Origin of the sequence: Paraburkholderia sp. 22099, assembly GCF_052045835.1 — a bacterium.
Classification (GTDB): Bacteria; Pseudomonadota; Gammaproteobacteria; order Burkholderiales; family Burkholderiaceae; genus Paraburkholderia; species Paraburkholderia terricola.
In genome coordinates this window covers 73900-86966 of record NZ_JBQEPU010000014.1, presented here as the reverse complement: position 1 = coordinate 86966, position 13067 = coordinate 73900, and the positions used below count along the sequence as shown (strand labels likewise).

Annotated in this window: 12 protein-coding genes; 5 read left to right on the top strand and 7 right to left on the bottom strand. The window is 61.3% G+C overall.

From position 1 onward, the window contains the following. Positions 1–49: 49 nt before the first annotated feature. Together ACTJLC_RS15390 and oxlT are read right to left on the bottom strand one after the other, a co-directional pair. The gene (locus tag ACTJLC_RS15390; RefSeq protein ID WP_073428722.1) at positions 50–766 is read right to left on the bottom strand and encodes a GntR family transcriptional regulator; all 717 of its coding nucleotides are present in this window, start codon (positions 764–766) and stop codon (positions 50–52) included. Positions 767–1115: 349 nt separating this feature from the next. Then, positions 1116–2423, bottom strand: coding sequence for an oxalate/formate MFS antiporter (oxlT, locus tag ACTJLC_RS15385; RefSeq protein ID WP_073428723.1), 1308 nt, complete (start codon positions 2421–2423; stop codon positions 1116–1118). Positions 2424–2719: 296 nt separating this feature from the next. On the opposite strand from oxlT, the gene ACTJLC_RS15380 reads away from it, so the two are divergent. Both ACTJLC_RS15380 and ACTJLC_RS15375 read left to right on the top strand, forming a co-directional pair. After that, the gene (locus ACTJLC_RS15380; protein ID WP_073428724.1) at positions 2720–3688 is read left to right on the top strand and encodes a LysR family transcriptional regulator; all 969 of its coding nucleotides are present in this window, start codon (positions 2720–2722) and stop codon (positions 3686–3688) included. Between the two features lie 119 nt (positions 3689–3807). Beyond that, positions 3808–4197, top strand: a complete 390-nt coding sequence (locus ACTJLC_RS15375) for a hypothetical protein (RefSeq protein ID WP_436263887.1) — start codon at positions 3808–3810, stop codon at positions 4195–4197. 112 nt (positions 4198–4309) lie between these two features. On the opposite strand, the gene bla is transcribed toward ACTJLC_RS15375, so the two are convergent. After that, positions 4310–5251 (bottom strand): class A beta-lactamase, encoded by a 942-nt coding sequence (gene bla / locus ACTJLC_RS15370; RefSeq protein WP_073428726.1) that lies wholly within the window; start codon positions 5249–5251, stop codon positions 4310–4312. Positions 5252–5350: 99 nt separating this feature from the next. On the opposite strand from bla, the gene ACTJLC_RS15365 reads away from it, so the two are divergent. Then, a complete protein-coding gene (locus ACTJLC_RS15365) occupies positions 5351–6268 on the top strand; it encodes a LysR family transcriptional regulator (protein WP_073428727.1) in 918 nt (305 codons plus the stop codon). Here the strand turns inward: ACTJLC_RS15365 and ACTJLC_RS15360 are convergent. Continuing rightward, entirely contained in the window at positions 6265–6519 is a 255-nt protein-coding gene (locus tag ACTJLC_RS15360) for a hypothetical protein (protein ID WP_073428728.1), read from the bottom strand. The genes ACTJLC_RS15365 and ACTJLC_RS15360 overlap by 4 nt on opposite strands. 46 nt (positions 6520–6565) lie before the next feature. Then, the gene (locus ACTJLC_RS15355) at positions 6566–7063 is read right to left on the bottom strand and encodes a lecithin retinol acyltransferase family protein (protein ID WP_073428729.1); all 498 of its coding nucleotides are present in this window, start codon (positions 7061–7063) and stop codon (positions 6566–6568) included. Positions 7064–7522: 459 nt separating this feature from the next. Between ACTJLC_RS15355 and ACTJLC_RS15350 the strand changes: the two genes are divergently transcribed. Together ACTJLC_RS15350 and ACTJLC_RS15345 are read left to right on the top strand one after the other, a co-directional pair. Continuing rightward, the gene (locus ACTJLC_RS15350) at positions 7523–7810 is read left to right on the top strand and encodes a hypothetical protein (RefSeq protein ID WP_073428730.1); all 288 of its coding nucleotides are present in this window, start codon (positions 7523–7525) and stop codon (positions 7808–7810) included. A 5-nt stretch (positions 7811–7815) separates the two neighbouring features. Then, positions 7816–8586, top strand: a complete 771-nt coding sequence (locus ACTJLC_RS15345; RefSeq protein ID WP_073428731.1) for a PP2C family protein-serine/threonine phosphatase — start codon at positions 7816–7818, stop codon at positions 8584–8586. An 18-nt stretch (positions 8587–8604) separates the two neighbouring features. Here ACTJLC_RS15345 and ACTJLC_RS15340 read toward each other — a convergent pair whose 3' ends face one another. Then, positions 8605–9960, bottom strand: coding sequence for a sigma-54 interaction domain-containing protein (locus tag ACTJLC_RS15340; protein ID WP_073428732.1), 1356 nt, complete (start codon positions 9958–9960; stop codon positions 8605–8607). Then, positions 9960–13016, bottom strand: a complete 3057-nt coding sequence (locus tag ACTJLC_RS15335; RefSeq protein ID WP_083082156.1) for a peptidase domain-containing ABC transporter — start codon at positions 13014–13016, stop codon at positions 9960–9962. Before ACTJLC_RS15335 ends, ACTJLC_RS15340 begins: the two co-directional genes overlap by 1 nt. Between the last annotated feature and the right edge of the window lie 51 nt (positions 13017–13067).

The window sequence follows — 13067 nt, the reverse complement described above, 5'->3', positions numbered from 1 at the left end:
TGGCTTGATACAGCTAGCGGCTACGCCGCCCCACCAACCAGCCGGAAGCTCAGTCGAGGAAATCGCAGTTGGCCTCGACAAACGCCGCCAGCTCGAGCGAATGCTGGCGCACGAGGCTCTCGACCAACTCGGTATCGCGCCGCTCCAACGCCTCGATAATGCGCATGTGATCGACAATCGAGCGCGATGCCCGGTTGCTTTGCGAAATAGTCATTTTGCGGATCGCGCGGACGTGTACGAACAGATTCTTCATCGTGTCGAGCAGAATCTGCGATTGCGAGAGCTGCACGATCGCCTGATGAAACGCGATGTTCGCTTCCGAGTACTCGTCGATATGCTCGGCCGGCGTGGTATCGCGGAAGTCGTCGAACATGCGCCTGAGACCGGCAATCTCGCTCTCCGATGCGCGCCGCGTCGCCAGGCGCGCGGCCATGCTTTCGAGCGCCGCCCACATGTAGATCATGTCGACGATCTCTTTCTTCGTCTTGCGCTGAATGTAGATGCCGCGGCGCGGCACCGTGCGCAGAAAACCTTCCTGTTCGAGCAGCGTCATCGCTTCGCGAACCGGCGTGCGGCTTACGCCGAGCGCCTCCGTCAATTCTCTTTCGTCGAGCCGGATCTCTTCGCGCGAGCGATAGATGTCGGCTTCGGCAATCGCCTGCTTCAGCTTTGCGTAGGCCTGGTCGCGCAGCGAAGCCGTCGCGTTGATCGGCTCGAGCGTCAATGGCAACGCCATTGGGCGAACATCGGTTTGCGTATCAGCCATTGACAGTGCTTTCCAGGTTCAAGGTGGCCGTTGTCCGGGGCACCTGTGCTACTCATTGGGCTTTTTATATACCATATATCACATATCTATATAAGTCTAGTGAGTGCGATCCACGCGTATCGACAGACGTGCGGATGCCGCGGCCGCGCTTTACCTATATGAAGAGGGAATGGGGAAAGCGACCCTTGCAGGCGAAGCTGCAAAGGTCGCGACGCGGCGCTGTCGAATACGCCGTGGAGGGGATGTTGTCGCCGCCGCAGCTCACGCCGCGATGGGACATCACCTTCGGTTGAATCGTGAGCGAGCGACTACAGGCTCACGCGTTGACCCAGGCGAGCGCAGCCAATGGTTACGACCGCGCTTCCGCGACGACCACGCTGGCCGACGCGCTAGAACTGTTCTCGATCCAGCGCTTTCTCATTGGCGCGAGGATGAACTTCGCGGACACGGCCGCCGCGATCGACACCACCGCCGCCGAAATGAACACCGTGCTCCACCCGCCGTTCGCCGACAACACCGAGGCGATCGGCACCAGCATCGACGCAGTGCCCTTCGCGGTGTAAAGCGTCCCCGCGTTGGCGGCGGCGTATTTGCTGCCGAACGTATCCGCGCAGGTCGCCGGGAAGATCGAGAAGATCTCGCCCCAGCACAGGAACACGGCGGCCGCGAAGAACATGAACGCGTACGGGTTATGGCCGAATTCCATCAGCCCGAGCAGCGCGACGCCTTCGCCGAGAAAGATCATGAACATCGTGTTTTCGCGGCCGATTCGGTCCGACAGAAAACCGCACAACGGACGCGTGAAGCCGTTGCACAGATTGTCGATCGACAGCGTCATCGTCAACAGCGGCAGCGTGATGCCCATCAAACTGACAGGCAGCTTGGCAAAGCCGTATTCCTTCGCGATGGGTCCAAGCTGCGCGGTCGCGATGATGCCGCCGGCGGCAACGAACACGAACATCAGATACAGCACCCAGAAGAGCGGCGAACGGATCATCTGGCCGGGCGTGTAGTCGATCTTGGTGGCGACCACGCGCTTGGCCGCGACTGCCGTTGCAGGCGGCTTCGGCCGTATCAGCATGGTGGCGAGCAGCAAAATGCAGACGCCCTGGAAAATGCCGAAGAACATGAACGTGTGCTCGTAGCCCGAGCGCTGAATCATGTTGGCGATCGGAATCACGGTGACGGCCGCGCCCGCGCCGAAACCCGCCGCGGTCAAGCCGGCCGCGAGACCGCGCTTGTCGGGAAACCATTTGAGCGCCGTGCCGACACAGGTGCCGTACACGCAACCTGCGCCGATACCGGCGATCACCGCCGCGACGTAAAGCTCGGTGAGACTGCTTGCATGCGCGTCGATGATCCAGCCTAGCGCCGCGCACAACGAGCCGCCGATCACAACGGGGCGCGGCCCGAACTTGTCGACGAGCCATCCTTCAACGGGCACGAGCCACGTTTCCGTGACGATGAAAATGGTGAACGCCGTCTGAATCGCGGCCTGGCCCCAATGGTGCGCGTTGTCCATTGGTACGACGAACAGCGTCCACGCATATTGCAGATTCGCGACCAGCCCCATGCACACGATGCCGATTGCCAGTTGCACCCAGCGGTTATGCGTGAATGGCGCGGTGCCTCGCTGGGCTACGTTGGGATATCCCATGTCTCCGTCTCTCCTGTAGATTCCGTCGCGCTCGATCGGCGCGTTGGACTGACTGATCGAATTGCCTCATCGCCGTTTGATCTGCTGCGATGAGACGCCAATGGTCGGCCAGAGGAATTGCATTGATGAAAACCCTTGTCCCCGTTGACCGCGCGGCGACTGGAATAAAAGAGTTGCGCGGGCAGCAGGTCTGAAGGCATGCTGCGCGAGAACAGCAATCAGCGAAAGTTAAAACATTTTATGGTTTGCATTAGGTATCCCTAATACGTGGGGTTTGCCCTTACTGAGTAACGTCCATGAGAAACGCGACGCTGCGCCAACTGAAGATCTTCGAGACGGTCGCCCGGCACCTGAGTTTTTCGCGTGCCGCCGATGAACTGTGCCTCACGCAGCCCGCCGTCTCCACCCAGGTCAAGCAACTCGAAGAGCATGCCGGTCTCGCGCTATTCGAGCAACTCGGCAAAAAAATCTATCTGACGCCGGCGGGCTCGGAAATGCTTCACTACGCGCGCTCGATCATCGAACAGTTCCGGGAAATGGACGGTGCGATGGGCCGCTTGCAAGGCATCGCGGGCGGTCAGCTCAACATCGCGGTAATCAGCGCGGGCGATTATTTTTTCCCGCGCCTGTTAGGCGAATTCACGCGGCGCAATGAAGGCGTGCGACTCAATCTCGCGGTGCACAATCGCGAGGGACTGCTGCAACAACTCACGCACAACCTGACCGATCTGGCGATCATGGTGCGTCCGCCGCTCGATCTCGACACGCGCAACGAATCGTTCGCGCCGCATCCTTATGTCATCGTTGCGCCGCCCAGGCATCCGCTGGTCGGCAAGAAGCGCATTGCGCTTTCGACACTCTGCAAGGAGCCGTTCATTGTTCGCGAGAAGGGCTCGGACACCTGGCATTCAATGGAAGAGGGTTTTGCCGGCGGCATGGGGCGCCTCAACATCGCCATGGAAATCCGCAGCACCGAGACGATCAAGCAGGCCGTGATTGCCGGCATGGGTCTCGCGTTTCTGTCCGCGCATACCATCAGCCTCGAATTGCAGGTCGGCAATCTCGCGGTGCTGGATGTGGTCGGCTTTCCCCTGATGCTCGACTGGTACGTGGTGCATCGCAAGAACAAGCGCTTGCCGCCGGTGGCCGCGGCGTTCAAGGACTTTCTGATCAGCGAAGGCGCGGCGCGTATCGCCCAGATCACTCACATCGACGCAGACCTGCTGCATGGGCAGTCCGAAAGTATCTTGAGGGCGACGGTTTAGGGGCGTGCATTTCGGGCTGCATAAACAAAACACTATCGTCATTCACAATAACTTTAACTGTTGTTTATTCACCGTCGCTTTTATTCTGGGTTCATGCCACCTGTCTGAAGGAGACGATCATGAACCCCTCTCAATTCGACGCTCACGACAGCGCGCTCGATGCCGACATCCAGGCGCAACTGTGCGCCTATAACACCGCTTTCGATGAACTCGGCCTGCGCTTTCGTTGGGACGCCCACACGCTGACGTCGCTGGCCGCAATCGACGGCGAGCAGGCGCGGATCGCCGCTTACATCGAAGCGCACCATGCCCATTTGCTGAATGCGTACAGCGCGGAGTTTCTGAGCCGCGCGATTCTCGAGAAAAAGAACGCGCGCTATCCGGCGTGCCTCGCGACGCGAGTCGAAAACGCACAGCATGTGAACCACGCGACACGTCAGCCACAAACCGCCCATCGCCGCGAGCACCTGTCGTACGGCGTCGAACTGCCGGCGCTGGCGGGCGTTTAACGGCAGCGCGCGCTGGCGCACATTGGCTCATCAGCACGGAACCGCGTGCTGCTTGCGTCGGGCCGTCTAAAGCAAGCACGTTCGCTGCGCGCCTGATAGGCCCGTTCGCCCGTCAAGCCTGAACCGACGCCACCACCAGCGCGCCCACATTCGCAATCGCCGCATTGCAGCGCGCCGCATTGCCGCTCGTTTCGGTCAGATAGACGGCCACGAGAACCGGACCGCGTCCCGGCGGCCACAGAATCGCCACGTCGTTCGCGGTGCCGCGATCGCCCGTGCCGGTTTTGTCGCCGACGCCCCAATCCTTCGGTAGCTTCGCGCGAATCCGTGCGCCGCCCGTCTCGTTGGCGGCGAGCCACGCCAGCAATTGCGCCTTCGACGACGACGACAAACGCTCGCCCAACACAAGCTCGCGCAGATTGCCGAGCATCGCGTTGGGCGTGGTCGTGTCGCGCGGATCGCCGGGAATGGCTTCGTTCAAGGTCGGCTCGTTGCGATCGAGCCGCGTGATGCCGTCGCCCAGACTGCGCGCGAATGCCGTCAATCCCGCCGGACCGCCCATGCTCGCGAGCAACAGATTGGCCGCCGTGTTGTCGCTGAGCGTGATCGCCGCCTTGCACAATTGCGCGACGCTCATGCCGGCCTCACCGGTACGCTCGCGGATGTGTTGGCTCGTGGCCGGCGAATACGACACGAGATCGCGTTGAGAGAACACGATGCGCCGCTGCAAATCCTCTTGCCCGCGATCCGTGCGTGCCAGCACGGCCGCCGCCGCCAGCAATTTGAAGGTGCTGCACATCGGAAAGCGTTCATCGGTGCGCAAGCCGGCATTCAAGCCCGACGTCGTATCGACAATCGACACGCCCAGTCGCCCACCACTTTCCGCCTCGATGTCCTTGAGCCGTTGACGAATCACATCCGCCTTGGCTAAGCCACGCCCCGGCGCCGTCGCGCCTGTCTTCACCACTTTCGCGAACGCGCCGGCACTGCCAACCGCAACCCCAGCTATCGACGCACCCAGCAATGCACCCGCGAATTTCCGTCTGGTTATCATTTGCCGCTCCTTGTGTGAGCCGCAACTATCGGTTTTCCGCGAGCCGCTGACAAACGATGATAAGTTAGCCGACCCACAAGAAAATCTTATGCCTTCGCCATGAGACCTTACCTCCCGTTGAACGCGCTGCGCGCCTTCGAATCGTCCGCGCGGCATTTGAGCTTCACGCGCGCCGCGTTTGAACTGAACGTCACCCAGGCGGCCGTCAGCCAGCAGGTCAGAATGTTGGAAGAGCGCCTGGGCACCGCGCTCTTCAAGCGCCTGCCGCGCGGCCTCGCGATGACCGACGAAGGACTCGCGCTGCGCCCGGTCCTCACCGACGCGTTCGATCGCATCGAGGCCGTGCTCAAGCGCTTCGAAGGCGGCCACTTTCACGAAGTATTGACGGTCGGCGTGGTCGGCACGTTCGCGGTGGGCTGGCTGATGCCGCGCCTCAAATCGTTTCGCGACGCGCATCCGTTCGTCGAATTGCGGCTGCTGACGAATAACAATCGGGTCGACCTCGCCACCGAGGGCCTCGACTTCGCGATCCGCTTCGGCGACGGCACGTGGCCCGGCTCGCTCGCGACCCGGCTGCTCGATGCGCCGCTCGCGCTGCTGTGCACGCCTGAAATCGCCGCGCGTCTATCGGCGCCGGAGGACCTCATCAACGAAACCTTGCTGCGTTCCTATCGCGCCGACGACTGGATGAGCTGGTTCACCGCAGCCGGCATTCCGCCGCGGCCGATTCGCGGACCCGTGTTCGATTCGTCGCGGCTGATGGTGGAAGCGGCGATGCAGGGAGCGGGTATCGCACTCGCGCCCGCGTTGATGTTCGATCACGAGATCAACACCGGGCGGCTAGTGCGCCCCTTCGAGGTGGAAGTGCATGCAGGCAGTTACTGGCTCACAGGATTGAAGGGCAAACCGATGACGCCGGCCATGCTGCAGTTCAGTCAGTGGATCGTCGGGGAAGCGGCCTCGGGTGGACAAACCCGGCAAACCCGGCAAACCCCGCAATACCCGCAAAGCGCTTAGGCAAGCGCCCTGCGCAGATGGCCGTTCATTGCAGGCCGCTCGGCTTGCGGCGGGAACACGTTCCACGAACCGTCGTCATGGCGAAAGAAGAAGATCGACAGCAAGCCGCCCGGCCGCAGCGCTTCCACGCAAACGTAACGCTGATGTTGCGAAGCGCGGTGGCAAAACTGCACGACGCGCGCGGGCATCGAGGGGGTCGGTGCGAGCCATTTGTCGACGGCCCAGTGCAAGGTTTTTTCCGCTGCTGACATGACGTTCTCCTTGAATCGTTGAATGCCTGAATGCTTTCCTGCTGGTTCACATCAACTGAGCGGCAACCGGAGCACCGTGAGTGCCCTTCGCTCCACTTTCGACAAAAGCCTTCACGAGACACACCAGCGCGAGCACGCCAACGCGCGGATGCCGCAAGCAGCAATGCACCTGTTCGCTACGGCTTTCGCCGAGCAGGCACCACGCGCAGAAGTGCTCGCAGTTATTGGTCAGCAGGCGATAGTGGTTTTCGCCGAGACGGGAGCGCGCACGGCGCACCGCTTCATCGCCGACGTAGCGAGCGCTCGGCGCGGCGCGCACCGCCAGCGGATGACCGGCGGCGAAGCGTTCCAATTCCACTTCCTCGACCGGGCCGCGATGCGCCGAACCTGCGAAGCCCGAGTAATGCACCACGCGGCCATTGCCCACATAAATGCCGTGGTGTTCGTAACCGCGCCGTTGCGTGACGAGGTGCGCGCCGATCGGCAGGTCGATGGTCGATTCATCGCCGCCTTCGCTGCTCGTCTGAAGAAGATCGGTGTTCATGGCTGGCCTCGCTTCGATTTCCAACACTGTTGCGAGGTTATTTGCATCATCCGGGCCATGCGCCGGAAAGCCTTGATTTAAAGGACTGAGAGAGAGAATGACGCGCTCAGGGCGAGCCGGGTGTGGGTTGCAAGCCGACAGAATTCGCGCCGATGTGTTGGCGAACGTCGATCATCCATTGCAATCGGCGTCGGCGCTTTTCGTCTATGGATGACAAGCCGCGAGTCGCCTGAATGTGTTGGGTGTCGCACCGCTTCGAGTTGGATCGTGTTGGCTACAGGCCAACCTGTGAACGCCGCCATGACCCTGCGCGGCGTGCGTCGGCGCGCGCAATCGCCTTGCCATCAACGTGTTGCGAAAACGGGGGAACGCGAGCCGCGAATTGGCATGGCACTTGCACCATCATGCTCAGATCCATTTAGACCGCGCGCGTTGCGCACGCGGCAACCGGAGAACGACATGGCTTCGATTACAGTAAGCGACCTCTCAGTGAACCTCGCGCTCGACCGCAAGGCGATGGCGGCAATTCGCGGCGGCGGCGGTGCACCGTGGGTATACGGCTGGATTCAACCCTATGTGCGGGAAACGCCTAGCATCGGGCCGGTCGTCAACCTGTACGAGGTCTCCAACAACTTCTATGCTAACCAGATGATCAACCAGTTCCAGTCGGTCGACGTCCGCAACACCGGCGCGAACTCGAACATCACGGTTTCTCCCGACGCCCGCAGTAGAAACGATATGGTGTAGCCGTTGTGACCTGCGCGAGCCAATTTCGCTGGACGTCGTCCGCGCGTTCCGACGCGGGACGCATTCGTGAAATCAACGAAGACGCCTGCCTCGACCAGCCCGAACTCGGACGCTGGGCCGTCGCCGATGGCATGGGCGGTCACGCGGTTGGCGATCTGGCGAGCCGGCTCGTGATCGATTCGCTAAGCCGGCTCGCGCCGCCGCTCAGCATGAAGAGCTTCGTCGCCGACGCGCGCACGCGGCTGCAAAAGGCCAACCGCCAGTTGCGCGACGAAGCCGCGCGCCGCCAGGTGCAGCGCATCGGCAGCACGGTTGTCGTGCTGCTTGCGTGCGACCGCTTCTGCGCCTATGTCTGGGCCGGCGACAGCCGCCTCTATCTTTATCGCGAAGGGCGCTTGCGGCAATTGACGCGCGATCATAGCCAGGTGGAAGCGCTGAAGTCGCTCGGCGTCATCACCGACGAAGAGGCGCGGCATCATCCGGCGCAGCATATGATCACGCGCGCGGTGGGCGCCACCGACCTGCTGGAACTCGACGACGACGTGATCGAAGTCGCGGACGGCGATGTCTTTCTGTTATGCAGCGACGGTCTGAGCAACGAGGTCAGCGACGACGAAATGCTGGCGGTGCTGACGGCGGCGGCGTGTGAAAACGCCTGCGAGGAACTGGTCGATCTGGCGCTCGCGCGAGGCGGCCGCGACAACATCACCGCCGTCGTGGTGCGGGCCGAAGATCCGTATGCATCCGACAAAACCTTGTTGAATCCCGCGCCTTGAATGCGCCGCTTCCAGGCTTCAACTCTCGCTGTCTTCCTCGTCGCCTTCATCAACGCCGTTCCTGCCTGTAGGCGGCATGTTCCGATTGCGAAAGTCCTTCGAATGCAGGCCGTGCTTCTTCAGCAGCATCTGCAAGTGCGAGCGGTTCATGTCGATGCGCCGCGCCAGTTCGGCCACGGTGCCGCTCACTTCGCGAAGGCCGCGTTCGAGAAAGGCTTTTTCGGCGTCGTCGCTGGCGGCACGTTTGGCATCGCTCAACGACATCAGATTCGCCACGCTGATCGGCTGCTGACCGGCCGCCGACGCATTCGACAGAGCAGCAGCCGAACCCGGCGCCGTGGGCCGCATATCCACCGGCAGATGATCGACATCCGCCATGTCGCCCGCGAGGCACGACACGCGATACATCACGTTGCGCAGTTCGCGGATATTGCCGGGGTACGCATAATTCAGCAGGAAGTCGCGCAGACGCGGGGTTAATCGCACGGGCCGGCGCTTCAACGTGCCGGCGGCCTCGTCGCCGAACCATGCGATCAGCAGCGGTATTTCGTCACGACGCTCGCGCAGCGGCGGCAACGTAACGTGGATCACGCTGAGCCGGTAGAACAGGTCCTCGCGAAATTTTCCCTCTTCGCTGAGCTGCCGCAGATTGCGATTGGTCGCCGCGACAATGCGCGTATCGACGGCAATCGTTTCGTCGGAGCCCACGCGTTGAATCTCGTGCGCTTCCAACACGCGCAGCAATTTCACTTGGCCAGCCAACGGCAACTCGCCGATTTCGTCGAGAAAGATCGTACCCGTATGCGCGCTTTCGAATTTGCCCTTGCGGTCATTCGAGGCACCCGTGAACGCACCCTTGCGATGCCCGAACAACTCCGACTCCAGCAGATTGTCAGGAATCGCGCCGCAGTTCACGGAGATGAACGGCTTGTCCGAACGCGAGCCGTTCGCGTGAATCACTTTCGCCATCAACTCCTTGCCGGTGCCGCTTTCGCCGTCGATCAACACCGGCAAATCGGTGGGCGCGGCTTTCTCTGCGATTTCGAGCGATTCGAGTAGGCGCGGATTGTCGCCGAACGTCCCTTCGAAAATAAAACTGCGTTCGAGCAGCGCCTTCCTGCGCGCGCCGCGCGACTGGTCGACACGCTCCTCGGGTTCGGCGGCCACCGCCGCTTGCACGAAGCGCTCCTTGTGCGAAAGCTGCATGACCTCGTCGCGCAGCGAAGTGGCTTGCCTGAGCAGCTTGTCGATATCGGCGCGCTCCAGCCGCGACGACCAGCGCAGCGTCGAGCGCAAAATCTCGATCCGCTCGATCAGGCCCGCGTACGAAATCGCGGGGCTGGCCTCTTCGATCTGGTCGAGTATCTTCATCATCATGCACTCAACTGTTTCTGGACCAGTTGGTAATACATGCCGCCGCGTTGAATCAGTTCCTCGTGACGGCCCTGCTCCACGATTGCGCCTTCGTATAGCACGAGAATCTTGTCCGCCCGCATGATGGTGCTGAGCCGATGCGCGATGATCACAGCCGTGCGGCCCTTCAGAATGTCGTGCATATTGCCGAGGATATTGCTTTCCGATTGCGAATCCAGCGCGGAGGTGGCTTCGTCGAATACGAGTAGACGCGGATCGTGATACAGCGCGCGCGCAATGCACAGCCGCTGAATCTGTCCGCCGGACAAACCGATTCCGCGTTCGCCGACGATCTGCTCGTAGCCGAGCGGCATCTTGCTGATAAACGCATGCGCGTCGGCCATCTTCGCGACTTCCTCGATGCGGCGCCGGTCGGGTGAATCGTCGCCGCTCGCGATGTTCTCCGCGATCGTGCCGGAAAAGAGCAGATTGCTTTGCATCACATAGCCGATCTGCGCGCGGTAATAACTTTTATCGACCACGCCGAGATCGTAGCCGTCGATGCTCATCTTGCCCTCGCTCGGCGTGTAGAAGCCGACCAGCAATTTGGCGAGCGTCGTCTTGCCCGAACCGCTGCGTCCGACGATCGCCACCAGCTCGCCGGGCTTGATGTCGAAGCTGATGTTTTCCAGCACGTAGGCCGAATCGTTGTCGCCGTAACGGAAATAGACGCCGCTGAAGCTGATTTCGCCTTGCAGTTCCGGCAGCATCACGCGCGAAGGCAAGTCCTGCGGCTTTTGCTCGGGCTCGATGTCGAGCACGTCGCCCAGGCGCTCCATCGCCACACCCGCGTCGTTCAGCATGCTCCATAAGCCGACGAGTCCCATCAGCGGACCCAGCACACTGCCCATGAACGCATTGAACGCGATCAACTGGCCGATCGTCATTTCGCGCGCGAGTACCAGATTCGCGCCGACCCAGAGAATCGCAATCGTCGTCGCCGCATTCAGCAACTGGCTGCCGAGTCCGACGAGAATATTGAAGGCGTGCGCGCGGTATTGCACTTCCAGCGCTTTCGCGTACTTCTTCTCCCAGCGCAATCGCACTGGCCGCTCGATACCCATGCCCTTGATGGTCTCAACGCCCGCTAAAGCTTCCATCAGGAACGACTTCGAATCGGTCGACGCGGTGAACACCTCGCGCGCATAGTTCTTGATCTTCGGCGTGGCGAGCAAGGTCAGCGCCATGATCGGAATGACGAATGCGATCAATACCAGCGTCATCTTCACGTTGTAGACGAACATGATCGTGAAGTAGATGAACACCATCAGCAGATTCAACGCGGTCGTCACCGTGGATTCGGTCAGGAACGCCCGAATAGTCTGGTTTTCCTGGAAGCGCGCGAAGATGTCGCCGGTCTTGCGCTTCGCGAAGAACGAAAACGGCAGCGACATGGTGTGCTTGAAGAACTGCGACATCATCGCAAAGTCCATGTTGCGCACCATGAAGTTCGCGAGATACGCGCGAATCGTCGACATCAGTTGCGAAAATACGTTGGCGATGATCAAGCCGCCTATCAGCAGATGCAGCAGGCTCACGTTCTGATGCACGATCACGCCGTCCAGAATGTTCTGGATGATCAGCGGCGGAATCACGCCGAGTACCTGAATCACGAACGTGGCGAGAAACAGATGACCCAGAATCTTTTTGTACGGCCTGAGGTAACCGACAAAGCGTATCCACGGCGAACGCGAGGCCGACATTTGCAGCAGATGCGGCCCGCCGGTAAACAGCAGACACGTCCCGCTCCAGCCGCGCTCGAAATCCTCGACGGCCATTTTTCTGAAGCCGATCGCCGGGTCGGCCACCCACACGTATTCCTTGGAGAGACCGTACACCACGACGTAGTGGTACCCCTCCCAATGCACGATGAACGGCAGATCGAAGCCGCGCAACGAATCGAACGTGCACTGCACGCCGCGCGCCGTGAAGCCGAGCGATTCGCCCGCGCGCGCGAGACTGTCGAGCGTCGCGCCCTGAGTCGTCACATTGGCGAGCTCGCGCAGTTTGCCGAGCGTCATCGGAATGTTGTAGTGCCGGCACACCATGGCAAGGCAGGCGGCGCCGCAGTCCATTTCCTCGGCCTGCTCGACCAGCGCGAAACGCTTGATTACCTTCTCGCCGAATTCCGGCTTGCTTTGCAGATCGAGCATCAGCGGCAGCTTGCGCCGCTGTTCGAGCCGTTTTTGCCGCTGCAATTCGCGGTCGCCGTAACGAATCCGCTCGTCCAGTACTTCGCGCAGTTTCGGATTGCGTTCGAGAATGAAATGAACAGTGCGCTCGGGAATCACCAGCAAGCGCGTATCGGTGCTCGCCACCACCGAGGCCATTTGCTCCTGGCGCATCAAACACGCCTTCTCGCCAAAAATCTCGCCTTCGCCGAGCGTGGCGAGCGTGTAGTCGTGGCCTTCCTCATGACGGACGATGCGCACTTCGCCTTGCCGCACCACGTAGAGCCGCCGGTCGTCGCGCCCGTCCTGCTTGAGAATCTCCTTGCCCGCGGACACCCGTTTCACGCCGACACTGCGCACATACTCTTCGAGTTCCGCCTTGTTCAGTTTGCCGCGCAAGTCGAATAACTGCGCGACGAAGCCGCCCGCCGAATTGATCGCCACATAGCTGGCGACAAACGCCAGCGCGGCGGGATTGCCCGCCATCACCGGTTCGATCGCGGCGCGCGGAATGAACAGCAGCTCGGTTTTCGCCGACGCCCGCACCGACGCTTCGTGAACATAGGCGCGCAACATCGCGATGTCGGCGAAAATCTCGCCGGCCTTGCGCACGCCCATGCTGGTTTCCTTGCCGTGTTCCTCGGTGAAGATGCGCACGGAACCCGAGCGAACCACGTACAGGCCATCGGCCGTCTCGCCCGCCGAGCACACGGTTTCGCCGAACGAATAGAAGCGCGCCTGCGCATATTCGGCAAGACGCTCGATTTCGTCGCGCGAAAACGGCGAGAGAATTTCCACCGAGGTGAGAAACTCCGCGGCGGAGGGCGCGGTCTGGGGTGCATCCATGTGCTTGCGGACCTCGATTCGGCTTTGCGTTGCGTCGTTGTTTAAAAAGCG